General features: G+C 63.4%; 24 protein-coding genes and 1 tRNA gene. 10 read left to right on the top strand and 15 right to left on the bottom strand.

Annotated elements, in window-relative coordinates; translation table 11 throughout:
• Nucleotides 1–21: 21 nt before the first annotated feature.
• The 7 genes from rlmN to trmJ form a co-directional block, all read right to left on the bottom strand.
• Nucleotides 22–1,146, bottom strand: a complete 1,125-nt coding sequence (gene rlmN / locus HNO52_RS17535) for a dual-specificity RNA methyltransferase RlmN (protein WP_197566510.1) — start codon at nt 1,144–1,146, stop codon at nt 22–24.
• A 76-nt stretch (nt 1,147–1,222) separates the two neighbouring features.
• On the bottom strand, nt 1,223–1,648 hold the full coding sequence (gene ndk, locus HNO52_RS17530) for a nucleoside-diphosphate kinase (RefSeq protein WP_197566509.1): 426 nt from the start codon (nt 1,646–1,648) through the stop codon (nt 1,223–1,225).
• Between the two features lie 206 nt (nt 1,649–1,854).
• Nucleotides 1,855–2,181: a HesB/IscA family protein gene (locus tag HNO52_RS17525; protein ID WP_197566508.1), complete on the bottom strand. Its 327-nt coding sequence runs from the start codon at nt 2,179–2,181 to the stop codon at nt 1,855–1,857.
• Nucleotides 2,182–2,217: 36 nt separating this feature from the next.
• Nucleotides 2,218–3,366: an aminotransferase class V-fold PLP-dependent enzyme gene (locus tag HNO52_RS17520; protein ID WP_197566507.1), complete on the bottom strand. Its 1,149-nt coding sequence runs from the start codon at nt 3,364–3,366 to the stop codon at nt 2,218–2,220.
• Between the two features lie 40 nt (nt 3,367–3,406).
• Nucleotides 3,407–3,877 (bottom strand): Fe-S cluster assembly transcriptional regulator IscR, encoded by a 471-nt coding sequence (iscR, locus tag HNO52_RS17515; protein ID WP_197566506.1) that lies wholly within the window; start codon nt 3,875–3,877, stop codon nt 3,407–3,409.
• A gap of 129 nt (nt 3,878–4,006) precedes the next feature.
• Nucleotides 4,007–4,873: a serine O-acetyltransferase gene (gene cysE / locus HNO52_RS17510; protein ID WP_197566505.1), complete on the bottom strand. Its 867-nt coding sequence runs from the start codon at nt 4,871–4,873 to the stop codon at nt 4,007–4,009.
• A 171-nt stretch (nt 4,874–5,044) separates the two neighbouring features.
• Nucleotides 5,045–5,800, bottom strand: a complete 756-nt coding sequence (trmJ, locus tag HNO52_RS17505; RefSeq protein ID WP_197566504.1) for a tRNA (cytosine(32)/uridine(32)-2'-O)-methyltransferase TrmJ — start codon at nt 5,798–5,800, stop codon at nt 5,045–5,047.
• A 208-nt stretch (nt 5,801–6,008) separates the two neighbouring features.
• Between trmJ and HNO52_RS17500 the strand changes: the two genes are divergently transcribed.
• Nucleotides 6,009–6,803, top strand: coding sequence for an inositol monophosphatase family protein (locus HNO52_RS17500; protein WP_197566503.1), 795 nt, complete (start codon nt 6,009–6,011; stop codon nt 6,801–6,803).
• Between the two features lie 112 nt (nt 6,804–6,915).
• Here HNO52_RS17500 and secF read toward each other — a convergent pair whose 3' ends face one another.
• The 5 genes from secF to queA form a co-directional block, all read right to left on the bottom strand.
• Nucleotides 6,916–7,842, bottom strand: coding sequence for a protein translocase subunit SecF (gene secF / locus HNO52_RS17495; protein WP_197566502.1), 927 nt, complete (start codon nt 7,840–7,842; stop codon nt 6,916–6,918).
• A 22-nt stretch (nt 7,843–7,864) separates the two neighbouring features.
• Nucleotides 7,865–9,715, bottom strand: coding sequence for a protein translocase subunit SecD (gene secD, locus HNO52_RS17490; protein WP_197566501.1), 1,851 nt, complete (start codon nt 9,713–9,715; stop codon nt 7,865–7,867).
• Nucleotides 9,716–9,869: 154 nt separating this feature from the next.
• The gene (gene yajC, locus HNO52_RS17485) at nt 9,870–10,199 is read right to left on the bottom strand and encodes a preprotein translocase subunit YajC (protein WP_167113705.1); all 330 of its coding nucleotides are present in this window, start codon (nt 10,197–10,199) and stop codon (nt 9,870–9,872) included.
• 95 nt (nt 10,200–10,294) lie between these two features.
• On the bottom strand, nt 10,295–11,413 hold the full coding sequence (gene tgt / locus HNO52_RS17480) for a tRNA guanosine(34) transglycosylase Tgt (RefSeq protein WP_197569285.1): 1,119 nt from the start codon (nt 11,411–11,413) through the stop codon (nt 10,295–10,297).
• Between the two features lie 85 nt (nt 11,414–11,498).
• Nucleotides 11,499–12,539, bottom strand: a complete 1,041-nt coding sequence (queA, locus tag HNO52_RS17475) for a tRNA preQ1(34) S-adenosylmethionine ribosyltransferase-isomerase QueA (protein ID WP_197566500.1) — start codon at nt 12,537–12,539, stop codon at nt 11,499–11,501.
• A gap of 150 nt (nt 12,540–12,689) precedes the next feature.
• On the opposite strand from queA, the gene HNO52_RS17470 reads away from it, so the two are divergent.
• The 9 genes from HNO52_RS17470 to HNO52_RS17430 all read left to right on the top strand — a co-directional run bounded on the left by HNO52_RS17470 (nt 12,690) and on the right by HNO52_RS17430 (nt 19,773).
• Nucleotides 12,690–12,776, top strand: a tRNA-Leu gene (locus HNO52_RS17470).
• Between the two features lie 99 nt (nt 12,777–12,875).
• Nucleotides 12,876–14,156 carry a tyrosine-type recombinase/integrase gene (locus HNO52_RS17465; protein ID WP_197566499.1) on the top strand — a complete coding sequence of 427 codons (1,281 nt, stop codon included), beginning with the start codon at nt 12,876–12,878 and terminating at the stop codon, nt 14,154–14,156.
• 94 nt (nt 14,157–14,250) lie between these two features.
• A complete protein-coding gene (locus tag HNO52_RS17460) occupies nt 14,251–14,976 on the top strand; it encodes a hypothetical protein (protein ID WP_197566498.1) in 726 nt (241 codons plus the stop codon).
• A 135-nt stretch (nt 14,977–15,111) separates the two neighbouring features.
• Entirely contained in the window at nt 15,112–15,342 is a 231-nt protein-coding gene (locus HNO52_RS17455; RefSeq protein WP_197566497.1) for a helix-turn-helix transcriptional regulator, read from the top strand.
• Nucleotides 15,339–15,752 (top strand): hypothetical protein, encoded by a 414-nt coding sequence (locus HNO52_RS17450; RefSeq protein ID WP_197566496.1) that lies wholly within the window; start codon nt 15,339–15,341, stop codon nt 15,750–15,752. Before HNO52_RS17455 ends, HNO52_RS17450 begins: the two co-directional genes overlap by 4 nt.
• Nucleotides 15,753–15,838: 86 nt before the next feature.
• On the top strand, nt 15,839–16,696 hold the full coding sequence (locus HNO52_RS17445; RefSeq protein WP_197566495.1) for a primase/helicase family protein: 858 nt from the start codon (nt 15,839–15,841) through the stop codon (nt 16,694–16,696).
• Nucleotides 16,693–18,657, top strand: a complete 1,965-nt coding sequence (locus HNO52_RS17440) for a DUF927 domain-containing protein (RefSeq protein ID WP_197566494.1) — start codon at nt 16,693–16,695, stop codon at nt 18,655–18,657. Before HNO52_RS17445 ends, HNO52_RS17440 begins: the two co-directional genes overlap by 4 nt.
• Nucleotides 18,654–19,514: a hypothetical protein gene (locus HNO52_RS17435; protein ID WP_197566493.1), complete on the top strand. Its 861-nt coding sequence runs from the start codon at nt 18,654–18,656 to the stop codon at nt 19,512–19,514. Before HNO52_RS17440 ends, HNO52_RS17435 begins: the two co-directional genes overlap by 4 nt.
• Complete coding sequence (locus HNO52_RS17430) at nt 19,504–19,773, top strand: hypothetical protein (protein ID WP_197566492.1); 270 nt, start codon at nt 19,504–19,506, stop codon at nt 19,771–19,773. Before HNO52_RS17435 ends, HNO52_RS17430 begins: the two co-directional genes overlap by 11 nt.
• Nucleotides 19,774–20,003: 230 nt before the next feature.
• On the opposite strand, the gene HNO52_RS17425 is transcribed toward HNO52_RS17430, so the two are convergent.
• The 3 genes from HNO52_RS17425 to HNO52_RS17415 form a co-directional block, all read right to left on the bottom strand.
• The gene (locus HNO52_RS17425; protein ID WP_197566491.1) at nt 20,004–20,705 is read right to left on the bottom strand and encodes a M48 family metallopeptidase; all 702 of its coding nucleotides are present in this window, start codon (nt 20,703–20,705) and stop codon (nt 20,004–20,006) included.
• Nucleotides 20,702–24,073, bottom strand: coding sequence for a type I restriction endonuclease subunit R (locus HNO52_RS21265; protein ID WP_197566490.1), 3,372 nt, complete (start codon nt 24,071–24,073; stop codon nt 20,702–20,704). Before HNO52_RS21265 ends, HNO52_RS17425 begins: the two co-directional genes overlap by 4 nt.
• A gap of 115 nt (nt 24,074–24,188) precedes the next feature.
• The gene (locus tag HNO52_RS17415; RefSeq protein WP_197566489.1) at nt 24,189–25,400 is read right to left on the bottom strand and encodes a hypothetical protein; all 1,212 of its coding nucleotides are present in this window, start codon (nt 25,398–25,400) and stop codon (nt 24,189–24,191) included.
• Nucleotides 25,401–25,429 lie beyond the last annotated feature (29 nt).

The raw sequence follows: 25,429 nt of genomic DNA, 5'->3' as shown, positions 1-25,429 counted from the left end.
AAGTCAAGGCAGCACCCCGCTTCAGTCGGCGTCGATCTGGATCGAGCGGATATAGCGCTCGTGGCGGCGAGTACGATCCTTGACGCGACCTACCAGCTGGCCGCAGGCGGCATCGATGTCGTCGCCGCGGGTACTGCGGATAGGCGCCGTGTAGCCCAGCTCATAGAGCCATTGCTGGAAGCGCATCACCTGGTTGCGCGACGGTTTCTCGTAACCCGAATGGGGGAACGGGTTGAACGGGATCAGGTTGATCTTGCACGGCAACTCGCGCAACAGCTCGGCCAGCTGCGTCGCGTGCTCCTGCTGGTCGTTGACGTCCTTTATCACCGTGTATTCGATGGTGACCATGCGCGTGTCGTCGCATTTGGCCAGGTAGCGGTGACAGGCGTCCAGCAGGGTGCGGATGTTGTACTTGCGGTTGAGCGGTACCAGCTCGCTGCGCAACTCGTCTGTGGCGGCGTGCAGCGAGATGGCCAGGCTCACGTCGAGTTCGTCGCCGAGCCTGTCGAGCATCGGCACCACCCCGGAGGTGGACAGGGTGACACGCCGCTTGGAGAGCCCGTAGCCGTTGTCGTCGAGCATCAGCTTCATCGCCGGCACGACATTGTCGTAGTTCATCAACGGCTCGCCCATGCCCATCATCACCACATTGGTGACAGGACGATTGGCGGTATCCTTGCGCGGGCCCACGCTCCGCTGTGCGACCCACACCTGGCCGATGATCTCGGCGGCGGTGAGGTTACGCTGAAAGCCCTGCTTGCCGGTGGAGCAGAAGCTGCAGTCGAGCGAACAGCCCACCTGGGACGACACGCACAGGGTACGGCGCTTGCCGTTGTCGGCAGGGATCAGCACCGTTTCCACGTAGCTGCCATCCTCCACCTCCAGTACCCACTTGCGGGTTCCGTCGCTGGAGGTGCCTTCGTAGACCACGCCGGGACCGCGAATTTCGGCCACCTCGGCGAGCCGCTGACGCAGCGCCTTGGAGAGGTTGGTCATGGACTCGAAGTCGTCACAGCCCTCGTGATGGATCCACTTCATCACCTGGGCGGCCCGGAACTTCTTCTCGCCGATGGAGAGGAAGAAAGCTTCCATCTCCTCGCGAGTCATGCCGAGCAGGTTGGTACGTTGGGCGGTGGTGGCGGTCATGGCATCACGTAGGTCGGGGCGGGACGAGAGCGGGGGCTGGTGCGCCCCCGCGAAATGCTCGGCTGGACGGAGTGGCTCAGCGCGGGCAGATTTCGTCGCTGTTGAAGAAATAAGCCACTTCGCGCTCGGCGGAAGCCGGCGAATCGGAACCGTGCACGGCGTTGGCGTCGATGGTCTCGGCGAAGTCGGCGCGAATGGTGCCCGGCGCAGCTTCCTTGGGGTTGGTGGCACCCATCAGGTCGCGGTTCTTGGCAATGGCGTCGTCGCCTTCCAGCACCTGGACGACGACCGGGCCGGAGGTCATGAAGCCCACCAGATCCTTGAAGAAGGGACGCTCCTTGTGCTCGGCGTAGAACCCGCCGGCCTGCTCTTCGGAGAGATGCAGCATCTTGGCGGCGACGACCTTGAGGCCGGCCTTTTCGAAGCGGGAGATGATCTCGCCGATGGCATTCTTGGCGACGGCGTCGGGCTTGATGATGGAAAGGGTACGTTCGGTTGCCATGTGGGCCTGTCTCCATTGAGATTCGGATGGGGATAGCGCCGCGCCGTACCAACCCGGATGGGGTGGCATGGCGCGGCGCTACGGATTCTGAATGCGTTCGTCCCCGCGTACCGAGATGCTGCACGTGGCGAGTCAGCGCGAGAAAACTTTGGGCGCAGAGTATACCGCTGCCAGAGGGCGTTGAACAATCGTCACTCTGGTGCAGATCAGACGGTGAAGCTCTCCCCGCACCCGCACTGATCCTTGACGTTGGGGTTGTTGAAGCGGAAGAAGCGATTGAGCCCCTCCGAGACATAGTCGACCTCGCTGCCGTCCAGCATCTCCAGCGCCTCGGGGGCGACGAAGACGGTGACGCCGTGCTCTTCGAAAACCGCGTCGTCATTGGCGGCCTCGTCGGCGAAGTCGAGCACGTAGCTATAACCGGAACAGCCGCTGGGCTTGACCGTGACACGCAGGCCCAGGCCCTGCCCGCGCTCTTCGAGCACCCGCTGGATCTGCTCGGCGGCGTTGGTGGTAATCGATAGATGCGCCATGTTCATTCTCCTGCAGCGAAAATGGGTGGGCGACGACTAGCGTCGCAGGCCCGGAAGGGCATGGCGAAGGGCCCCGAGAGCCGCGTCGATATCGGCATCGGTAGTGAAGCGACCGAAGCTGAAACGCAGCGAAGCCAGGGCCAGCGATCGGGGCACGCCGATACCCTTCAATACATAGGATGGCTCGACGCTGGCGGAATTGCATGCCGACCCGGTCGACAGGGCAATGCTGCGCAGCGCCATCAGCAGCGACTCCCCATCTACGCCCTCGAAGGCCAGGTTGAGAATGTTGGGTACCGCCACATCGAGCACGGTATTGCAATGAATGCCGTCCAGGTCGGACAGCCCGTCGAGCAGGCGGTTCCGTAGTGCCAGGATGCGCGTCTGATCGGCTTCGCCCTCGGCGACGGCCAGGCTGAAGGCTTCGCCCATGCCGGCGATCTGGTGGGTAGCCAGAGTGCCGGAGCGCATGCCGCGCTCGTGGCCGCCGCCATGGATCAACGGTTCGATGCGCAGATCCGGGCTGCGCCGCACGTAGAGCGCGCCAATGCCCTTGGGGCCGTAGGCCTTGTGGCCCGAGAGAGACAGCAGGTCGATGCCCAGGCGGCTCACGTCGAGGTCGATGCGGCCCACGCCTTGGGCGGCGTCGACGTGGAAAACGGCGCCGCCCGAATGGGCCACTTCGGCGAGGGCTGCCAAATCGTGGATGCTGCCCAGTTCGTTGTTCACTGCCATCAGCGACACCAGGAGGGTGTCGGGGCGCATGGCCTCGGACAGCTGCTCGGGCGTGACACGGCCATCGCGCCCCGGTGTCAGCCAGGTGACGTCGAAGCCCTCGTTCTCCAGTGCGGTGGCAGTATCCACCACCGCCTTGTGCTCGATGACCGAGGTCACCAGGTGGCGGCCGCGCTCACGATTGGCGCGCATGAAGCCGATCAGCGCCAGGTTGTCGGCCTCGGTGGCGCCGCTGGTCCAGACGATTTCGCGCGGGTCGGCCGCGATCAGGTCGGCGACCTGGCGACGCGCGCTCTCCACCGCCTGTTCCGCCTGCCAGCCGAGCATGTGGCTGCGTGAGGCGGGGTTGGCGAAGGTGCCGTCGAGAGTGAGATGACGCTGCATTACCTCGGCGACACGGGGGTCGACCGGAGTGGTGGCGGCGTAGTCGAGATATACGAGGGCGCTCATGATCTCGCGGAATCTCCAGTCTGTACCTCGGCCGGAGCGATCAGGGCGAGGAGGTCAGTATGGTGTTGTCGTCGTGACGACTGCGCTGGCGGGCAGCGATGCGGCGCACGTCGCCGTGCTCGACCAACTGGCCGAGCGTGATGCCGTCGAGGAAACCACGGATCTGCTCAGAGAGGTCACACCACAGGTGGTGGGTCAGGCAGGTATCGCCCTGCTGGCAATCCGACAGGCCCTGGCAGCGCGTGGCGTCGACCGATTCGTCGACGGCGTCGATCACCCGCGACACCGATATCTCGGCCGCAGTCATCGCCAGCAGGTAGCCGCCTCCGGGGCCGCGTACGCTGTTGACCAGCCCGGCGCGACGCAGGCGGGCGAAGAGCTGCTCCAGATAGGGCAGTGAGATTTCCTGGCGGCGCGAGATATCGGCCAGGCAAGTGGGTCCCTTGTCTGCGTTCAGGGCCAGGTCGAGCATGGCGGTGACGGCGTAGCGTCCCTTAGTTGTCAAACGCATGGCGGGCTCTTCAGGCGCATCGGAAAGCGTACCTCGGCCCGTGGCCGGGACCGCAAGGTCAGCGAGCGCTCGCCGCTGACGGCGAGCCGTTAATCAATACGCCATTATGGTAAAGCCTGAGTGCGAAGGTCAACCATTCCCCCGCGAGGGGTCCTGTCCGCCTTGATCTACGTCATGTCCGTCGCCGGAATCGCCGGTGGGGCCACAGCAGGAGTCGACATCGGAGAGGATGTCGGCGAAGTCCTCGTCGCGCAGCGCCGGCAGCTTGCCCTCGCGATAGCTGGCGTCGAGCTTGCGCAGGGTGCCGCACATGAGCTCGACGCGTTCGTCCACAGCATGCATGTGATCGAGCATGGCCTGGATCGAGCGCGCCACCGGGTCGGGCATGTCCTCGCTCACGCCGTAGGCATCGAAGCCGAACTTGCGCCGCATCGCCTCGCGGCGCGCGGGGTCGACCTCCAGTGCCTCGGCAATGTCCGGCTCGGTACGCTTGACGATCTTGCCGGGGATGCCGACTACCGTGGCTCCGGCGGGCACTTCCTTGGTCACCACCGCATTGGAGCCGACCTTGGCCCCGGCGCCGACAATGAAGGGGCCGAGAATCTTGGCGCCTGCACCGACGATGACGCCATCGCCCAAGGTCGGATGACGCTTGCCCTTGTGCCAACTGGTGCCGCCCAGCGTCACGCCCTGGTAGAGCGTGACGTCGTCGCCGACCTCGGCGGTTTCGCCGATCACCACGCCCATGCCGTGGTCGATGAAGAAGCGCCGGCCAATCTTCGCTCCGGGGTGGATCTCAATGCCGGTGAGCCAGCGCGCGAAAGTCGACAGGGTACGCGCCAGCCACTTGAGCTGCTTGCGCCACAGCCAATGGGCGAGGCGGTGGAGCAGCAGTGCGTGAAGGCCTGGATAGTTAGTGAGCACTTCCAGGAAGTTGCGCGCCGCCGGGTCACGGGCGAATACGCTATTGATGTCCTCGCGCAGTCGTTGAAACATGCAGCGGTCCTTGGTGGCGGTGAGGCGGCCTGGGCAGCGAAAAAGCGGTATGTGACAGTCCATCAATGGGGGCGCAGCGGCTCGCGTTCAAGACATCTGCCGTGCGAAGCCCGAAAGTGCTGTGTCTGCGCTCGTTTCGTCGACGCTACACGCCTTCGCTGCGGCGCTCATTCAGCTTTCGTCGCTCTTTTCCGGGGCGCACTTCTCGGTGGCGGAAAGAATGCCACGCAGGATATTGAGTTCCATGCGCTCGGGGCGCGCACGCAGGGTGAAGCGCCGCAGCCGAGCCATCAGCTGGCGCGGCATGGCCGGGTCGTGGAAGCCGATGGCGATCAGGGTGCGCTCGAGGTGAGAGAAATAGTTTTCGAGCTCCTCATGGCTGGCCAGCGGCTGGTGCGCCTCCTGTTCCTGCTCGCCCGCGGCGCTGTCGGCTTCGAGCCAGGCCAGGCGGCACTCGTAAGCCATCACCTGCACCGCGGCGGCCAGGTTGAGCGAGCTGAAGTCCGGGTTGGTGGGGATGTGCACGTGGGCATGGCAGCGCTGCAGTTCAGTGTTGGAGAGTCCGCTGTCCTCGCGGCCGAACACCAGCGCGACACGCGTCTCGGGGGCACCGAGCTCTTGCGGCAGGCGGCTGCCCAGCGCGCGCGGCGTGACCATCGGCCACGGCAGGGTGCGTGAGCGGGCGCTGGCACCCACTGCCAGGGTGCAGTCGGCGACGGCTTCTTCGAGTGACTCGACACGGCGCGCAGCGTGAACGATATGATCGGCCCCGGAGGCTCGAGAGATGCTCTCGCTGGTCAGCGGCTCGCAGCGCGGTGCGACCAGAGCGAGGTCGGCGAGCCCCATGTTGTGCATGGCGCGGGCAACAGCGCCGATGTTGCCGGGATGGCTGGTGCCGATCAGCACGATGCGAATGCGGTCGAGCATGCAGGACTGCCTCTGCCGTTGACGTGGTAACAAGACGGTTAACCCAGGGGAGGGCCAAGTCTACCATGCTCGCCAAGGGCAATGGCGGACGTGGAGCGATTCTGCTAGGATGCGCGCCACGCGTTCGACCCCGTACGCCGCGTTCGACTCGACCTACGCGTTCGAACTAGCCTGTTCTTTAACATCACCGACGCTCCAAGGCCCGATCATGCATCCGATGGTCCAATTCGCCCTGCGCGCCACGCGCAGCGCCGCCGAACAGTTCCTGCGCATTCGTGAGCGCATCGAGAACGCTCATGAGGAACACAACCTCGAGCGCCTGCTCGAGGACACCGCACGCAATGCCGAAACACTGATCGTGCGTCAGCTCAACCGCGGTTATCCCCAGCACGGGGTCAGCGGCCGTTTTACTCCTCATCGCGCCGGCGAAGGTGAAGGCGGGGATACCGAATGGCGCATCGAGCCCTTTCACGGCTACTCCAGCCTGGGTGTGGCCGGCAATGGCTTTGCCCTGTCGGTGGTGTGCCTGGTGAAGGGTCGCCCGGAGCATGCAGTGGTGATCTGCCCCTTCAGCGACGACGAGTACCTGACCAGCCGTGGCCGCGGTTCGCAGCACAACGGTAAGCGTATTCGTGTACCCAAGACCAATGCTATTCTCGGTACCCGGATGGCCATGAGCCTGCCCGAAAGCTGGCAGCGTTCGCGCCACCTTCCCGCCTACCTGACCCTGATCCAACAGCTCGGCCCGCAAATCGAGGCCCAAGTGGCTACCGGCAGCGGCCTGCTGGACATGGCCGAACTTGCCGCGGGCCGTGCCGATATTGCCTTTGTGCTGGGGTTGGAGGAGCAGGATCGCCTGGTCGGCAGCCTGTTGCTCAAGGAAGCCGGAGCCCTGATGGGCACGCCCGACGGCCAGCCCGGCATAGAGGCCGAGGGTCAGTTGATGGCCGCCGGTCCGCGCCTGTACAAGGCCCTGGTGCAGCAGCTCAAACCGCATTTCTAGGCTCGCGTGCCCGCAACGCAAACCGCCCCCGCAGCAGCGCTGCGGGGGCGGTTTCGTTTCAGAGCACCGTTGCGCCCAATATATCCGAGCGCAGCAGGCCATGGTGCCTTTCCTAGGGCAACTGCTCTTCCTCTGCGTCCACCTCTTTCTTAGGCGGTATCAGGTCCTTGCGCTCCAGGTGCACGGTCAACAACAGGGCAGCGGCCACGTAGATGGAGGAGAAGGTGCCGACCACGATGCCGACGATCAAGGCGATGGAGAAGTAGTGGATCATGTCACCGCCGAGCACCAGCAGTGCCAGCAGCACCAGTAATGTGGTGCCGGAGGTGGCCAGCGTGCGCGACAGGGTCAGGTTGATGGCTTCGTTGAAGATCGCCGGCATGTCGTCGATGCGCGAGGTGCGGATGCTCTCGCGGATACGGTCGTAGACGACGATGGTGTCGTTGAGCGAATAGCCGATCACCGCCAGCAGTGCGGCCAGCACCGTCAGGTCGAACTCCAGCTGGAACAGCGAGAAGACGCCGACCACGACGATGACGTCGTGCATCAGCGCCAGCAGTGCGCCGATGGCGAACTTGTACTGGAAGCGGAAGGCGACGTAGAGCATCACCACGCCCAGCGCCACCAGCAGGCCGAGGCCGCTCTGGTCGCGCAGCTGCTCGCCGACCTGGGCGCCGACGAACTCGGCACGCACCAGCTCGACCGTGCTGCCTTCGTCGCGTAGCAGGCCTACCACCTGCTCGCCGACGTCGGGATCGAAGGCCTGTTGCAGGCGAATGAGCACTTCGGTGGAGGCACCGAAGGTCTGCACGGAGACATCACGGAAGCCGGCGCCTTCCAGGATCTGGCGCACCGCATCCAGCGAGGGGGCCACGGAGTAGCGCACCTCGACCAGCGTACCGCCGGTGAAATCCAGCCCCAGATTGAGCTGCTGGAACAGCAGCGAGGCGATCGACACCAGGATCATCAGGCCGGAGAGCGCGAAGGCGATCCGGCGCTTGCCCATGAAGTCGAGCTGACGGTTGACGAGGGTTTTCATAACCACCTCAAGTTGATGAGCCTTAGATCCAGAGCTTCTTGACCGGCTTGCCGCCGTAGGTCAGGTTCACCATCGCGCGGGTCACCATCAGGGCGGTGAACAGCGACGTGAGGATCCCCAGCGACAGGGTCACGGCGAAGCCCTTGACCGGGCCGGTACCGATCGAGAACAGAATGATCGCCACCAGCAGTGTGGTGAGGTTGGCATCGACGATCGAGCTGAAGGCGCGCTCGTAGCCGGCATGGATCGCCTGCTGGACCGATAGGCCGCCTCGCAGCTCCTCACGTATGCGTTCGAAGATCAGCACGTTGGCATCCACTGCCATGCCCAGCGTCAGTACGATACCGGCGATGCCGGGCAGCGTCAGGGTGGCGCCGAGCAGTGACATCGCCGCGATCACCAAGGTCAGGTTCAAGGCCAGCGCCAGGTTGGCGAAGACGCCGAACACCTTGTAACGGATCAGCATGAACAGCACCACCAGCAGCAGGCCGATCTGTACTGACATCAAGCCGCGCTCGATGTTTTCGGCGCCGAGGCTCGGGCCGATGGTGCGCTCCTGAACGAAGTAGATCGGTGCCGCCAGCGAGCCGGATCGCAGCAGTAGAGCCAGTTCCGACGCCTCGGTGGGTGAATCGAGCCCGGTAATGCGGAAGCTGTTGCCCAGCGCGCTCTGTATGGTGGCCAGACTGATCAGGCCGCGCTCGGTGTAGGGTTCGCGAACCGTCACCTCCTCGCCGTCTTCCATCACTACCCGATCACGAGACTTGTGCTCGATGAACAGCACCGCCATGTTGCGCCCGATATTGGTACGCGTCGCGCGGTTCATCAGCGTGCCGCCGGTACCGTCCAGGTTGATATTGACCTGAGGGCGGCCGTTCTCGTCGAAGCTGTGGTTGGCGCTGGAGACGCTGTCGCCGGTGATGATCACGTCGCGCATCAGGTCGGCGGTGCGATTGGGACTGTTGCGGAAGGCGAAGGTTTCGGTCTCAGCGTCCGGCGTGTCCGGGCGCGCTTCGAGGCGGAACTCCAGGTTGGCGGTGGCACCCACCACGCGCTTGGCGGCGACGGTGTCCTGCACCCCGGGGAGTTCGACCACGATGCGATCCGGGCCCTGGCGCTGCACCAGTGGCTCCGCTACGCCCAGCTCATTCACACGGTTGCGCAGGGTGGTGAGGTTCTGGTTGATGGCATAGTCCTGGATCTCGGTCACTGCCTGCTCGGTCAGTGTCATCACCAGCAGCGAAGCGCGGCCCTCCTGCTCGCTGGCATAATCGAAATCGCGGAATTCACGGCCGATCAGCTGGCGTGCGCTATCGCGATCCTCTTCGCTGGCGAAGGTGATGGACAGGGTGCGTTCATCGATGTCGGTGCCACGGTAGCGGATGCGCTCGCTGCGCAGTTGTTCACGTATGGCGCTGGCGTTGACCTCGAGGCGCTGGGTAACCGCCGCTTCCATGTCGACCTCGAGCAGGAAATGCACGCCGCCGCGCAGGTCCAGGCCCAGCGTCATGGGTGAGGCGGCAAGACCCTGCAGCCAGGCGGGGGTGGATTCGGCGAGGTTGAGAGCGACCACGAAGTCATCGCCGAGATGCTCGGCGACCATGTCGCGGGTACGCAGCTGTTGGTCGGGGTCGTCGAGGCGAATCAGCACGCTGGTTTCTTCGCGCTCGATGGCCTTGATCTCGATGCCGGCTTCACGAAGGGACTGCTGGACGCGCTCGAGCTGTGTCTCATCGAGAGTGGAGTCGCCCTGGGCGCTGCTGATCTGAACCGCCGGATCTTCGGGGTAGAGGTTGGGCAGCGAGTAGACCAGGCCGACGAGTAGCACGATGAGTATCAGCAGATACTTCCACAAGGGGTAACGGTTGAGCATGGGAGCCCTGCCTAGGTTGCGTAAATAAGGCTACTGAACGGCAGCGCGGCCGAGCGCCCGATCCGTGAGGAGGGAAGGCAACTCGGCCGCCATGCGACCCTCGCCGTCACCTGGCTCGGGGAGGAGCCATCGGCAAGGGCGAGGAGCATAGACGTCAGATGGACTTGATGGTGCCCTTGGGGAGCACGTTGGCCACGGCGCTCTTCTGTACGTTGACCTCGGTGTTGTCGGCAATCTCCAGGGTGAGGAACTCATCGCCCACCTTGGTGATGCGACCCACCAGGCCGCCGCCGATCACTACCTCGTCGCCCTTGGACAGGCCGCCGACCAGCTCGCGGTGCTGCTTGGCACGCTTGGACTGAGGGCGCCACAGCAGGAAGTAGAAGATCAGCACGAAGCCGACCAGCATGACGATCTGGGCGATGCCGCCGCCTGCGGCACCGGCGTCCTGGGCCATGGCCGGGGAGATGAAGAAGTCCAGCATGAGAAGCGTATCTCCTGAGAAGGTAAGTTGGGTCGCGAATGAGTAAGTCACTGATGACGGCCGGTGGCGCCTGGCCTGGCGCAACCGGCCGGCTGTCAATCTGGTGCGTCGGGTACCGGCAGCCCCCGCTGCGCATAGTAGCCTTCCACGAAGTCAGCCAATGTACCCGCTTCGATGGCACCGCGCAAACCGGCCATCAGGCGCTGATAATAGCGCAAGTTGTGGATCGTATTGAGCATCGAGCCGAGCATTTCGCCGCATCGGTCGAGGTGATGGAGGTACCCTCGCGAGAAGTGCCGACAGGTGTAGCAGTCGCAATCCTCCTCCAGCGGTCGGGTGTCGTGGCGGTGCTTGGCGTTACGGATCTTGATCGTGCCTTCGGCGGTGAAGAGGTGGCCGTTACGGGCGTTGCGGGTCGGCATGACGCAGTCGAACATATCGACGCCACGGCGCACGCCTTCCACCAAGTCCTCCGGCTTGCCCACGCCCATCAGGTAGCGTGGGGTCTCCTCGGGCATCCATTGCGGCAGATAGTCGAGCACACGGATCATTTCCTCCTTGGGCTCGCCCACCGATAGGCCGCCGATGGCCAGGCCGTCGAAGCCGATCTCGAGCAGGCCCTCCAGCGAGCGTCGGCGCAATTCGGGGTACATGCCGCCCTGGATGATGCCGAACAGCGCCGAGGGGGATTCACCATGGGCATCGCGGGAGCGCTGGGCCCAGCGCAGCGAGCGCTCCATGGAGAGCTCGGCTTCTTTCTCGGTGGCCGGGTAGGGGGTGCATTCGTCGAAGATCATCACCACGTCGGACCCCAGCGAGCGCTGCACCGCCATCGACTCTTCGGGGCCCATGAATACCTTGGCGCCGTCAACCGGCGAGCGGAAATGCACGCCCTGTTCGGTGATCTTGCGCATCTCCCCCAGCGAGAAGACCTGGAAGCCGCCGGAGTCGGTGAGGATCGGCTTGTGCCACTGGGAGAAGTCGTGGAGGTCGCCGTGGGCCTCGATTACCTCAGTGCCGGGGCGTAGCCACAGGTGGAAGGTGTTGCCGAGAATGATCTCGGCGCCGATCTCCTCCACCGAAGCGGGCGTCATGCCCTTGACCGTACCGTAGGTGCCCACCGGCATGAAAGCCGGGGTTTCCACCGTGCCGCGGGGGAAGGTGAGGCGACCGCGGCGGGCCCGGCCGTCGCTGGCCAGTCGCTCGAAGGACATGAAGCATTCGTTTCGCATGGATATCTCGTCTTTACTGCAAGGCGTCGGAACGGAGGATGCCTTGCGGGTCAGGGATTTCTTGGGTTCAGGAGCGCTTGCGTGTCAGGAACATGGCGTCGCCATAGCTGAAGAACGCATAGTGCTCGGCCACGGCATCGCGATAGGCCGCCATGGTGGTCTCATACCCGGCGAAGGAGGACACCAGCATCAGCAGGGTCGACTCGGGTAGGTGGAAGTTGGTGATCAACGCGTCCACGCAGCGCCACTCGTAGCCGGGATAGATGAAGATGTCGGTCTCGCCGCTGAACGGGGCGATCTCGCCGTTCGAGCTCTTCATGCAGGCGCTCTCCAGGCAGCGCACGCTGGTGGTGCCCACCGCGATCACGCGGCGTCCCGTGGCCCGGGCGGTACGCACCTTGTCGCAGGCCGTTTCGCTCACCTCGATCCATTCGCTGTGCATCTGGTGCTCGCGGATATCGTCGGCGCGCACCGGCTGGAAGGTGCCGGCGCCCACGTGCAGGGTGACGAAGGCGCTTTCGACGCCTTTCGCCGCCAGGCGTTCCAGCAGCGGCTGGTCGAAATGCAGTCCCGCGGTGGGGGCGGCCACGGCGCCGTCGCGGCGAGCATAGACGGTCTGGTAGCGGTCGCGGTCGGTGAGCTCGTCGGCGCGGTCGATGTAGGGCGGCAGCGGCATATGGCCGTGACGTTCCAGCAGCTCGATCAGCGGAGTTTCGCCGAGGAAGCGCAGCTCGAACAGCGCCTCGCGGCGACCCTCGACCACGGCGCGTACGTCTCCTTCGAAGATCAGCTCGGTGCCGGGCTTGGGCGACTTGCTGGAGCGGAGGTGGGCCAGCCCGCAGTGGGCGTCCAGCGGCCGCTCCAGAAGCATCTCCACCTTGCCGCCGCTGGCCTTGTGGCCGTGTAGCCGCGCCGGGATCACTCGGGTGTCGTTGAACACCAGCAGGTCGCCGGGCTCGAGCAGCTCCACCAGGTCGGTGAAGCGGCGATGGGTAAGCTCGCCGCCTTCGCCGTTCACGCACAGCAGGCGGCAGTCGCTGCGCCGCTCGGAGGGATAGCGGGCGATCAGCTCTTCGGGGAGCTCGTAATGGAAGTCGGCGCGCTGCATGCAGGTCGGGTCCGCATTGGTAAGTCGAGAGGGTTCGTTCGCGGCGGCTGTCGGGCAGCCGGAAACAGCCGGCAAGGATACCGAAAATCGCGCTGCACGTCAGGTCTGGCGATTGACCTGCGGCGCCGGCCACGTATAATGCTCGGCGCTGCCGGCGTGGCGGAATTGGTAGACGCAGCGGATTCAAAATCCGCCGCACGCAAGTGCTTGTCGGTTCGAGTCCGACCGCCGGTACCACTTAAAACAGTGGTTTAGCTTCCTTCCTTGTAGTTTTTTGTGGCATGACCTAGCATCCAATAACATATTTTATGTTGGTAGGGATGTTGGTAAGGCACCATGCCAAAGAAAGCCCGTCCATTATCCGCCCTTGAGGTGAAGCGACTCACGACCCCTGGCTATCATGCCGTGGGCGACGTTGCCGGTTTGCTGCTGCGTGTCGATAAGAGCGGCGCCCGTTCATGGATACTGCGATACACCACGGGCGAGACGCGCCTGGCCGCGAGCGGTAAGCCCTATAAGGTGCGCCGCGATCATGGATTAGGCGGCTACCCTGATACGTCGCTGGCACAAGCCCGCGAGAAGGCCCGCAAGGTGCGGGAGATGCTGGCTGATGGCATCGACCCCTTGGCAGAGCGTAAGGCTGCCAAGCAGGCCCGTCTTGCTGCCGAGCTCCGCCGATTGACATTCACCCAAGCGGCAGAGGCCGTAATCAAGGTGAAGCAGGCCGAAGCCAGCAACCCGAAGCACGCCCGCCAATGGCGCCAAAGCCTGGAGGTATACGCCTACCCAACATTGGGTGCGATGAGTGTGGCCGATATAGAGCTGGTCCACGTCAAGCAAGCTTTAGAGCCTATCTGGCAGAAAAAGCCCACCACCGCTGCTCGTGTGCGCCAGCGTATCGAGTCCGTTCTGTCATGGGCAGCTGTTCACGGGCACCGTGAAGGGCCCAATCCCGCTGCCTGGAAAGGTAATTTGGAAGCGGTACTGCCGGCCCCAGCCAAGATAAAGAAGAAAGCCCACCACCGCGCCATGCCCATCGACGCAATGCCCGCGTTCTGGTCGCGGTTGCGTGCGCGCGACGATATACCGGCCAAGGCGCTGGCCTTCACCATTCTAACCGGCTGTCGCTCCGGCGAGGTCTTGGGCGCGCGTTGGGAGGAAGTCGATTTGGCTGGCGCTGTCTGGACGATACCCAGCGAGCGCACCAAAGGCCGTCGGGAGCATCGCGTACCGCTGGCGCCGGCTGCCGTTGAACTATTACGTTCGCTGGCCCAGGCCGATGGGGGGCTGATCTTTACCCGTGACAATGGCCGCAAGCTGGCAGACCGGGCAATGTCCGACCTGCTAGCTGCCATGGGCGAAAAAGAGCGGGCTACCGTTCATGGTATGAGGTCTACGTTTCGTGACTGGATGGCAGAGCGCACAGCGACACCACATGATGTGGCGGAGATGGCATTAGGCCACGCGATAGCCAACCAAGCCGAGGCTGCATATAGACGCGGCTATTTGCTGGAGAAGCGAGCCCGTGTCATGAGGCAGTGGGCCAATTTTCTGGCCACCCCCACACGCGCCAGCGACAAGCAAGTGACGGCGATTCGCAAGGTGGGCACCGAATAACCGATCTGGCTGACTAGGGTCGTATACTCGTAAGTATTTCAATTCAAATGGATTTTACGGACCACGTTAATGGAGAGAACAAAGAGGAAATTTCATGGCACTTTCCCCATGGCACGTTTCACCCCGACTCAGCTTTGATGACGTAGCGGCTCTGTTAGCGGGATTCGACATATCGCTAGCAAAGACAGAAAACGTGCATGATCACGAAATCAAGGAGTATGAAGAGTGGTGTCGAGTAATTATTCATGCCGCGAAGGATGGGGAGCTCGCACCTATTCAGGTTGAGATTTATACCGAAGATGCTGTTCCAGATCCTCAGATTGAAGGCAACCTTGTTTTAGGTTTTGATTGGGTACCCTGCATTGATGAAAAATGGCGCTGTTTCCCCGATCAGGCTATCCGGATGAACTTGGAACGAGGAGAGGTCTACCGTTGGCTGAAGTCGAAAGGAGCTGCCGACGAGGACATACCCGAGGCACTGCGAATGATGCCGAAGGCCGAGTCACAAGAGATAAAGCAGCCGGAGGCTGACGGGAAAAAAAAGACTCACCTTGAAAGCAGCCAGGACGGCTTGGGGGAAGCTCAAATTTTTGCCAAGCATGAATCAGATGGATTGCGCCTCGTTGCTGATGTCATTCGAGAGTTTTGGTCAACATACGATCCTGATGAACCCGCCACCGCACCGAGCTCGGCTGAGGTGAAAAACCACCTTATTGAGCAGGGTGCTTCCGCACGTTTGGCTGAAGCCGTAGACCGCGTATGCAGGCCATCTGGCTTGCAAAAGGCAGGGTTAAAACAATACCGGGGTGCCGGACGGTAACGCTTTTATAATCAGCTGTTTATAGCCGTCATGGGGAATGGAGAGCTCCGTTCTAGTCACCGGACGGGAACCTTGCCTGCTATAACGGATGCCACGCCATGCTGCCCGTGAATCCACAGCACGAGGCATCACTACATGGTAACCGTGACCCACCCCGACACCTTAGCGACCCCCCAGGGCGCCAGCGATGCCTGGTTGTCCGTGAAGCAATTGTCAGATCGATACAGCGCCCATGAAGCTACTATCTGGCGCTGGGCGCGTGAAGGGCGTTTCCCCCAGCCTGTAAAGCTGGCCGGCAATCTTACCCGCTGGTCGCTGAACGACGTTGAAGGCTGGGAGCAAACTCAGCGGGGGGCGTCCGAATGAACACTGTCGAACTTACTATTTATAGCACCGACGCCAAGGATCTCGCTCGGATTCTGCGTATCATCGCGCGTCGGATTTATGTCAATTGCGAGGAGCATGGCAGCGCGTGCTTACCAACCCGCGGTTCTGCAAGACTTATCCATATCAATGGCCAGTTAGTAGCAGAGTTACAGGTGCGCAGACAGCCCAGCCTGGAGGATATCGCTAACCTAGCAAGCGCTGAACGAATGGGTAACATCAAAACCATGGCGGGTGCCAGCGATGCCCTTTCGGCGATTCTATCGCTGCTTCGCCAAGAGAGATCCCCTCTGGAGCGTTACGGCCTGCTGATTGGCGCCGAGATCGTTACCGCCTGGCTATCAGAGCGAGCCGACTTCCTGCGCATTATGCAGGAGGAGGACGCGGAATGAAGTTCGGACCGAGGGCAGTCCGTACCGTAGAGAGGGGCCGGACCCCCACTGAGACGCCTCCCAAACATACCACTATCGAAGCGGCCTTGGCCGATGCCTTGGCCCGGCATGGCGTGTCGATCACGCCTGGGGCATGGGGCCAGTTTCATCGCTTTGATACGCCTGACAAGCCGAAGGGTAATGCCAACGGCTGGTACATCATCCACTCGTCTCGGGCCGCAAGCTTTGGCATGTGGCACCTGGACATGACCGAGACCGTGACCCTCGATGGCCCCTGCGACCCTGTAGTCGCCGCCCAGGCTCGGCTGGAAGTAATGCGCGAGCGTGTGCGCCACGAGCGGGAGCGTCAGGTGCGCGAGGCCCACGCGGCCGAGCAGGCACGCTGCTGGTGGACACAGGCCAGGCCAGCCGATCCCAGTCACCCCTACCTGGCTCGCAAGCGATTGCCGGGCTACAACCTGCGTCAGCGTGGCGACATGCTGCTGGTGCCGATGTATCACGGCGGGGAGCTGGTCAACTTGGAGTGCATCTTTCCGAACGGCAGTAAGCGCACCCTACCCGATGGCCGAGTGAAGGGCGCCGCGAGCCTGGTAGGCCGCCTTGCTGGCGCCGAGCGCGTTTTGGTGACCGAGGGGTGGTCTACCGCCGCTGCCTTGCACGAAGCGATGGGCTATCCGGTCGTGATCGCACGCAATGCCGACAACCTGGAGCCGGTCGCCAGGCGCCTGCGCCAGCGACTGCCAATGGATGTCGGCATCACCCTCAGCGGTGACGATGATCGCCACCTCGCCGCCAAGGGAGAGCCCAACAAGGGGCGCATCGCTGCCCGCCACGCTGCGCTGGCCATCAACGCCAAGCTCATGATGCCGAGCTTCTGTGAGAGCTGCGAAACCTGCACCGACTTTGCCGACGTGCGCCTCTGCCGGCTGGGAGGTGGTGAATGAGCGACCTCAATCCTACCAACGAGGTGAACCTGGTCGGCGGGACTCGCGCGGGTAGTGATCACCCCGCCCCTAGCGACACCGAGGGAACAGGGGGAACGCAGGGAACGGCCACCGAAAAGCCTGCGCGGAACAGCGACTTGGGCAGCGATGTGCCAACTGCTCCGTCGGGGAACCTGCGGGGTACTCAGGGCACCTATCTCCCGCTGCTGGGCGAGGAGACCGACCCGCGCCAGGGAGAGCCGCTGCCCGCCAAGGTCGAGCGGCCAGGCTTTGCCGTCCACCACACCGATTTCGTGCTGGAGGACGGCATAGCGCGCCCTGCGGGGCTCTGGTGGCATGGCACCCGCCAGCGGGGCGGCGAGCTGATCCAGGAAGATATTCGGGTTGCCGACCCCATTGAGGTCATGGCCATCAGCCGAGACGAGCACGGCAGCAACTTCGGCCGGCAACTGCGCTTCATGAATGCAGAAGGAGAGTATCGCCGGCGTGTCCTGCCGATGCGCCTGCTCAGTGAGGGTGGGGCGGACCTGCGTCGCGAGCTGCTCGATATGGGCCATACCCACAGCCTCCAGCACCGCAACAAGCTGGCCGACTTCATCATGGAGAGTCGTCCCGAGGCCAGGATCGTGGCCGCGACCACGACCGGGTGGCATGACAACGCGCGAGCCTTCGTGCTGCCGCACCGCACGCTGGGCAACCAGGACTATAGCTTCAGCGCCGACGCCATGCGTCATTCCTACTTCGAGATGAGGGGCTCCCTTGAGGGGTGGCGCGCGGAGGTTGCGGGCCGAGCCAAGGGCAATCCCATCCTGATCTTCTGCCTGTGCGTGGCGCTGGCGGGGCCGCTGATCTGGCCAGCCAGACAGCAGGCAGCCGGCGGGCTTGGCTTCAACCTGCGCGGCGCCTCCAGTAAGGGCAAAACCACCGGGCTGCAAGCGGCGGCGAGCGTCTGGGGCAGCCCGCAATTTCTTCGCCCCTGGAGCGCAACCGGCAACGGCCTCGAAGCGCTGACCGCCAGCCAGAACGACACCTGCCTGGTGCTCGACGAGCTGAGCCAGGCCAGTCCGTTTGAGGCCGGCAACATGGTCTACATGGTGGCCAACGGCGTCGGCAAGCAGCGGGCTGCGCGCACGGGCGGCATCCGAGATGCCCAGCGCTGGCGACTCATGATGTTGTCGAGCGGCGAGCGTACTCTGGCATCTCATCTGAGCGAGGCCGGCAAGGCCACCAAGGCCGGGCAGGATGCACGACTCCTCGACATCCCCGCGACGGGGCGGCGCTATGGCGCGTTCGATGACCCTCAGGGCATGGTACCCAGCGACTTTGCCAACGCAATCAAGAGCGCTACGGCAGAGCACTACGGCCATGCCGGTATCGCCTTCATCGAGCACCTGCTGATGTACGGTCATGAGCTTCCTGGTCTGTACAACAAACTAATGCAGACTCCTCCTTTTAGCGCGGAGAGCGATGGCGTGGCCAGCCGCGCGGCCGGGGCCTTCGGGCTCCTGGCCATGGCCGGTGAACTTGCTACCGAGGCCGGCATCACCGGCTGGAGCGAAGGAGAGGCAATGGATGCTGTAAGCACTTGCTTCGGGTTATGGAAGACCGAGCGCGGCAGTCTGCCCCCGGAAGAGGCGGCGATCCTCGAAGGGGTCAACGACTTCATACAGCGCCATGGCGATGCTCGCTTTGGCTCCCTCTACCCCGATACCAACGAGTCCAGGCGCACCAATGACCGGGCCGGCTTCTGGTGCGATACCCAGGCAGGGCGCGTTTTCTACTTCAACAGCGCGGCGCTGCGGGAAGCGGCCAAGGGCTACGACATCCGGACGATAGCCGTCGCACTGGAGTCAGCTGGCTGGCTCTACGAGAAGGAGAGCGGCAAGCGTTCGATCAACAAGAAGGTACAGGGCAGCGTCCAGCGGCTGTATGCCGTGCTGCCCCAGGAGGTAGGAGCATGAGCCTTAGCACGCTGTTGCAGCGGCGGAAGGCGGCGACGGTTCCCGCCGTTCCCTGTTTATCGTCAGGCGAGGGAACCAAGAAAACCACCACAGAACAACCGGGTACTCCCGGTTCCCCTGATTCCACGGCAGGGATGGTGTGTCGGGTAGAGCGAGAGCAAGAGCCGATCATCGCCGATTCGGGGGCGCCCGCCCCCGAAACCGACATCGATTGGCTGCTGCATAACCTGCGCTTCGATTATACCGGGGCACCGCTGCACGAAATCGACGATGGCCTGGCCGGCCTGATCCGGCGGGCCATGCTCCCGCTGGACAAGCGAGCGCGCGCCGAGCTGGCCACGTTGATCGACGATCAACTGGCTCACACTGATGCCCATGAAGCCGTTCAGGCGCTGCTGAAGGAGCGCATCGAGGTCCAGGAGCCGCGCTCGTGGCTGGACTGGGTCCGGGCAGAATGCTCACTTGGCGAAGGCGATACCATCTTCGTCGGCATCGCCCTGGAGCGGCTCATGCTGGACGAGCAGGAACAGGCAGCACGCCGCTATGTGGCTGCCTGGCGAGCCGCTGCCGAGGCCGAAGCGCAACCCCACCGCAAGACCAACGCGGGCCGAAGAGCGGCAAACAAGACGCTTCTGCCGGCACGCGAGCACCCCATGGCCACCAGCGCTGTACGCCAGCCAGTGACTGCTACCGCACCGCCCCGACTTTCTAATGGGATCAGAATGGCGCATCGGGCGCGCGTTGATGACAAGCGCCTGGTACTGGCCGGGGTTCCTTACACCCGACAGCAGGCACAGAGCGCCGTCGAGGCTCGCTGGCCTGGCGCTGATGTGGAGGTGGTGAGTGATGCGGACTGAAACCGTCAGACGCGAGGCAGCCCACCTGCTGGAGGATCTGCGCCGTCTGCAAGCTGAGGGCGCCGTAGCCGAGCTTTTGTTATGTGCGCTCGACCATGAACCTATTCACCACGTTACGGGCTTCATCTGGGAAACGCTGGAGTGGCTCGACACGGCGTTGCTAGTAACTGCCAGGGCCGAGGCCGCCCGGCGCCGTCTTCGCAGCGTGGCCAGCCTGTTTGAGGCGCTGGGCTCAGACGAGCTGCGATACGGCATATGAGCCATCGTAAGCGTCGGCTTTTTTTAGAGCATGCGAGTCTCAGAATTCCGCCTCGGCACAATAGCTGTGAAACGAGGTGAAACGAGGTGAAACGGATGAAACGCTATATCGGCATTGCACGAGCGTTTCAGTTTGCAATAATTCGACCGAAAGTCCTTGCTAGGCTCCCTCCACACGCAATTGGAGCGGTACGGACTGGAGTCGGCCGGGGCTTCCTGTTTTGTGACCCGCTAAATCCCTTCTACTTCGATGCCATGCCGCGCAAGCCAGGCCCTGCGCTGCTCATAGTCCGGCATCGCACGCTCCAGGCGGCGCCAGAAGGTGGGGGTGTGGTGGGGCTCGTGCAGATGGACGAGCTCGTGGATGACCACGTACTCAGCGATGTGGCGGGGCAGCAGGATGGTCTTCCAGTGGAAGTAGACCCGGTTGCCTTTGCCGCAGGAGCCCCAGCGGTAGCCCAGGTCTTGGACCTTCACGCCGGCGGGCTCTACCCCCATTCGCCGGGCGTGCTCATTCACCCTGACGTTGAGCCAGTCGCTGGCGCGGGCGCTGTACCAGCGAACGAAGTGCTCTCGGGCATCGGCCAAGGCATCCTCCCGCAGCTGGAAGCGCCCGGCGACGAGCTTGAGCGGGGCGTCCTGGGCGTCCGAGGGCACGCGCTTGAGCCGGTAGCTGCGCCCCAGGTAGAGAAAGCCCTCACCGTTGACGTACTCCTTTTGCGGCAGCCGGCGGCGGCGCTCGGCCTTCTCGGCCAGTTTCCGGTAGATCCACAGCCGCTTTTCGATGATGAAGTCGCGGAGGAGCTGCTCGTCGGTGCCGGTGGGCGCCGCGATGACCAGCTCGCCGTCGCGGTCCACGGTGATCTCCAGGGTCTTGCGGCGCGAGCTCTCGCGCACCTCGAGGGTCAGATCGTCCACGGCGAGCAAAGTCATGCGTTCACTAGCTTGTCGTGATTACTGCGGGCGAGGTCGAGCAGCCGCTGGGCCACCTCGCTGGCCTGATCGAAGGGCACCAGGCGCTTCATCATCAGTGTGGTGAAGAGGTGCTGGCGCAGGGCCTCCTGGTCCGGGATGTGGGAGGGCTTCCAGAAGTCGGGGATGGCGATCTCCTGCTGGATCAACCCGACCAGCTCCTCGGTGGCCTCGAGCAGCTTGTGGGTGCTGGCTTCGTCCAGCTCCACCACTGACAGCTCGCTGCTGGCCAACAGCTCCCGCCAGAAGGGCTCGGCGTGGGCCGGCAGCTCGGGGATCTCCTCCCCCTCCACCCGGGCGCCGTCGCGCAGCTGCTTGATCAGCGTCTTGAGCGCCTCCACCTGTTCGGCCCACTGGCCATCGAGCTGCTCCAGCAACTCCTCCAGGCGCTCGCTGAGCCGGCCGTATTTCACCGGGTCCTCGTCCAGGTGCTTGCGGACGTGGGAGCGTACCGCGTGCTCCATCTCCGAGGCCTTGGCCCGGTCGCCCACCTGGCGTCCCAGGTGCTCGTCGAACTCGGCGTCGGTGAGCTGCACCGGCGGGATGCGCGGGTCGATGCCGAGCGAGATCACGTAGTCGTCGATCAGCTTGCGCACCTTGTTGCCGATGTCGCGGCCGAGCTCCGGGGTGTCCTTGTAGCGGTTGCGGGCCAGGGCATGGATATAGGCCAGCCGCTTGGCATCGTTGACGAACTCGAGCCCCTCGGGACGCGGCAGCACGTCATCCAGGCCGCGGTTGAACTCCTTTAGCTTGACCATGAACTCGGCACGCACCCGCTCATCGGCCAGCGCCTGCACCGTCTCTTCTGTATCGTCCAGATCATCCACCCCTTGGCCGCGCAGCACGTCGATTACCCGCAGGTGGCGGTCGCGCAGCAGGGGAATCTCGTCCTTGAGGCTTTGCAAGGCGCCCTCGATGTCCTCCTCGCTATAGGCGGCCAGGGCCTCCTTGAGGTGGTTGGCCACGCCGAAGTAGTCCACCACGATGCCGTGGCTCTTGCCGTGGCCGGTGCGGTTGACCCGGGCGATGGCCTGCAGCAGCTCCGCCTCGCGCAATGAGCGATCCAGGTACATCACCCCCTCGATAGGGGCGTCGAAGCCAGTGAGCAGCATGCTTTTGACGATCAGGAAGGCCAGCGGGTCGTGCTTGGCTGGGTCCTTGGGCACTGTCCCGTCCAGCGGCGGCAGCGGCTTCTTGAAGCGCTTGATATGGCTCTCGACGGCGGCGCGGTCGCTCCACCGAGCCCAGGCCGAATCATCATTATTGCCGCTGCTGAACACCACGGCGAACTCCAGCTCGCGCAGCACCTTGCGGTAGCGCCAGGCCTGGATCGCCGCCACGACCCGGGGCGGGCGCATCAGTAGCTGGGTGTCGTCCAGGGCCTTGTCCTCGGGGGAGAGCGCCAGTGCCTCCTCCAGCAGCTCGGCTCGTGCCGTCTCCAGGGCCTCGTAATAACGCAGGGCCGCCCGGCGGCTGTAGGCCACCAGTTGGGCCTTGTAGCCGTTGGGCAGGATATTCGTGGCGTAGTGGCGCAGGATATCCTGAGCCTTCTCCTGGATCAGCTGCGGCGCCTCGAAGATCTGCCCCTTGGTGGCGTACTTCTTCTTGATCGCCTCCAGCTCCTCCTTGCTGTGGTCGCGGAACAGGTCCTCGAACAGGCCGTCGAGGCTGGCGCCGTCCTTGATCGCTCCCTTAGCAGTGCGCCCCTCGTAGAGGATCGGCACCGTGGCGCCGTCCTGCTCAGCCTCCTTGATGGTGTAGCGGTCGATGTACTCGCCGAAGATTTCATGGGTGCGCTTCTTGTCGCCCATGATGATCGGCGTGCCGGTGAAGCCGATGCGGGCGGCGTTGGGCAGGGCGCGCATCATGTTGGCGTGCAGGTCGCCGGCCTGGGTACGGTGGGCCTCGTCCACCAGGATCAGGATATCCTCGCTGGTGTTGAGCACCTCGAAGGGCTCGCTGAGAGAGGGCTTCTTCGGCGTGCTTGAGGAAGCTGAGGTACCCCGTTCGGCAGCGTCACGGCGACCGCTATCGAGTCCATTATCGTCGCGAACATACGTCTCACCGGCTTCGTTCTCATCCTCGGCGTCCGGGTCGCGGTACTTCTGGATGGTACCGAACACCAGGCCGGGTCCCTCACGCGCCAGCAGTTTCTTGAGCTGGGGGGTATTGCCTGCCTTTTCGACGCTCTCGCCGGTGAGCTCGGCGGTGGCGGAGAGCTGGGCCTGGAGGTCCTTCCGGTCGGTGATCACCACCACTTTGAAGCGGCGCAGCGTCGGGTCGGTGCGCAGCTTGCGCACCAGGAACACCATGGAGAGGCTCTTGCCGCTGCCCTGGGTGTGCCAGACGATACCGCCTCGGCGGTCGGCCTCGCCGTCCTGGCGGCGGGTCTTGCCGCTCTTCAGGCGCTCGACGGCCCGGGTGACGCCGCGGAACTGCTGGTAGCGGCACACCAGCTTGATGGTCTGGCCGCCGAGGTTCATGAACAGGGTGTAGTGGCGCACGATATCGAGCAGGTTGGCCCGAGTGAGCATGCCGGCGATCAGGCGCTGCTGGGCTGAAAGATCCGCCACCCCCAGGTCGATGGCCACCTCCGCCTCGCGCATCGGTGCTACCGTCTTCCAGCTCAGGTAGTGGGCGAAACGGGCGCCGATGGTGCCTACCCGGGCCTCGTCGAAATTGCTGGCCACCAGGAACTGGCTGGTGGCGAACAGTGCCGGGGCGCCCTCGTGCTCGCCGACCTCGCCCTCCAGGAAGCGCTGGTCGTGGTAGCGGCGCAGCTGATCCACCGCCTGGCTGATCCCCTCCGGCACGCTGCGGCTCTTGCACTCCACCACTACCAGCGGGATGCCGTTGACGAACAGCACTAGATCCGGGATCACGTGGCCCTTGGCGCCATCGTGGCCTGGCGGGCACTTAACCTTGAACTGGTTGACCACCGTGAAGACGTTGTTAGTGGGCTCGTCCCAGTCGATGTAGCGCAGGGTCTGGCCGCGGCCGCCGTCCCAGCCCTCCAGCCCCTCCACCGGCAGGCCATTCATTAGCAGCTCGGTGGCTTGCTGATTCGCCTCGAGCACCTTGCTGGCCGGCAGCCGGGTGATGGCGGCGACTGCCTGATCCAGGCGCGCCTCATCGAGCCAAGGCTCGCCGTCGCGCAGGTTGATCCGGCGCAGCCGCTCGCGCAGCAAGGGCTCCATCACTACCTGGGCGAAGCTATCCCGGTGGGTGGCGCCGGGATCGTCTACCGACCCGGCCAGGAATTCCCAGCCCTGATCCACCAGTTGGTCGATAAACGGCTTCTCGACCTCTGCGTACTCAGGTCCCGCCATATCACGGCATCCTTACTTTTTATTGGGCTAGCAGGCCTGCGACAGGCTAAAGGCTTATATTCACATAGCGTGAACGATCCTGTCCGCATGATACGGAGTGGGTGTGCCCACTTCATTAGTAGATAGTTTTTTTGAAGGAGGTGTAGCTGGTGATTTTCTCGATATCCGTGAAAAGGGCTTCAACACCGTGATTCAGCGGGTTGCCTTCTACCAAGCGACTCTCAGCCCAAGTTAGCCATTCCGCCAAAGTCATATCACCAACGCTTGTATCCCTATTTATCTCGAGCCGTGTCAGGGCTGCCAGAAAATGGCGAGCCTGTTCGTGTTGCTGCCATGCGTCTGCCAGCTCGAGGAAACGCTGCCATCGATTATCGTCGCGTTTGCGGGCCTGCTCTGCCAGGTAACGCTCATGAGCGGCGATCTCGGCGAGTCGTTGCCGCTCCAGCCTTTCCTGTGTCTGCTGAGCCAGTATCGGTGCCACCTGCTTCAAGATATCGAAGATCTCCGGGAGGAGTTCTTCCATGGGCGTCTCGTCCGTTTCTAGCCACTGTCGCTTGAAGCCTGAGGGCAGGTAGTGCTTTATCTCGAAGATCAGCTTGCCGCTAGGCTGAAGCTCCTGCCGCCACTCTTTGTCTCCGGGCCGGTGCCAACGCCTCTCGCTTTCGGTCAAAGGACGGCGGACCTGTCTCTGCTTCTCACGAAGTTGGAAGGGGATTTTTTCCCCATCAAGTTCAATGGCGATGGCTTTGCGCTCCTCCTCTATGGCCTTGCCCCCAACTTTCTCGATAGCCTTAAAGAGGGTGTTCAGGATGCGATAGCGACGACGATCCATAGCTGTAAGCGGGGCAGGCGCGAAGCCTACACCTCCCCATCGGTACTTCTTTGCCTCTTCAGTTTGTCGCTTATGTTCCTCCTGCCAGCCTGAGATTATCGGGTGTGCTCGTCCCAGCTTGGCTGGAACCTCCAAGTCAGGGCCAGACCTAACCCCTCTCTTTTTCTGTTTCGGTCTTGCTGCTGGTGATAGCTCTAGCCCCTGATCTGTACCATGCGCATTGCCGGATGGTGCCGGCGCCCTCATGCGAGGGGTATACGGAGCAATTGCTAGTAAACTGTTCTCTGGGGGCGCATCAGGTAGAGGTGGCTGGGATACTTTTTTACCAGCAGCGATACGCTGCCAATGACCCGGTGCGGGCGTGGGTATTCCTGCCTTGTCGCACACCTCCTTCAGTTTCTGGCTCGGAAGGCCATACTCCTTCGCCAAGTGGCTCATCGGACGCGACCATACCAGTTCATAAAGGCGTACACGTTCGATATGTGTGGGCGACATTTGCTATCTCCAGTCATGCGCAAAGCCGG

The organism is Halomonas sp. MCCC 1A13316, from assembly GCF_014931605.1.
Taxonomy (GTDB): domain Bacteria; phylum Pseudomonadota; class Gammaproteobacteria; order Pseudomonadales; family Halomonadaceae; genus Halomonas.
The sequence above is the reverse complement of the archived record's forward strand: the minus strand, read 5'-3'. Positions and strand labels throughout refer to the sequence as shown.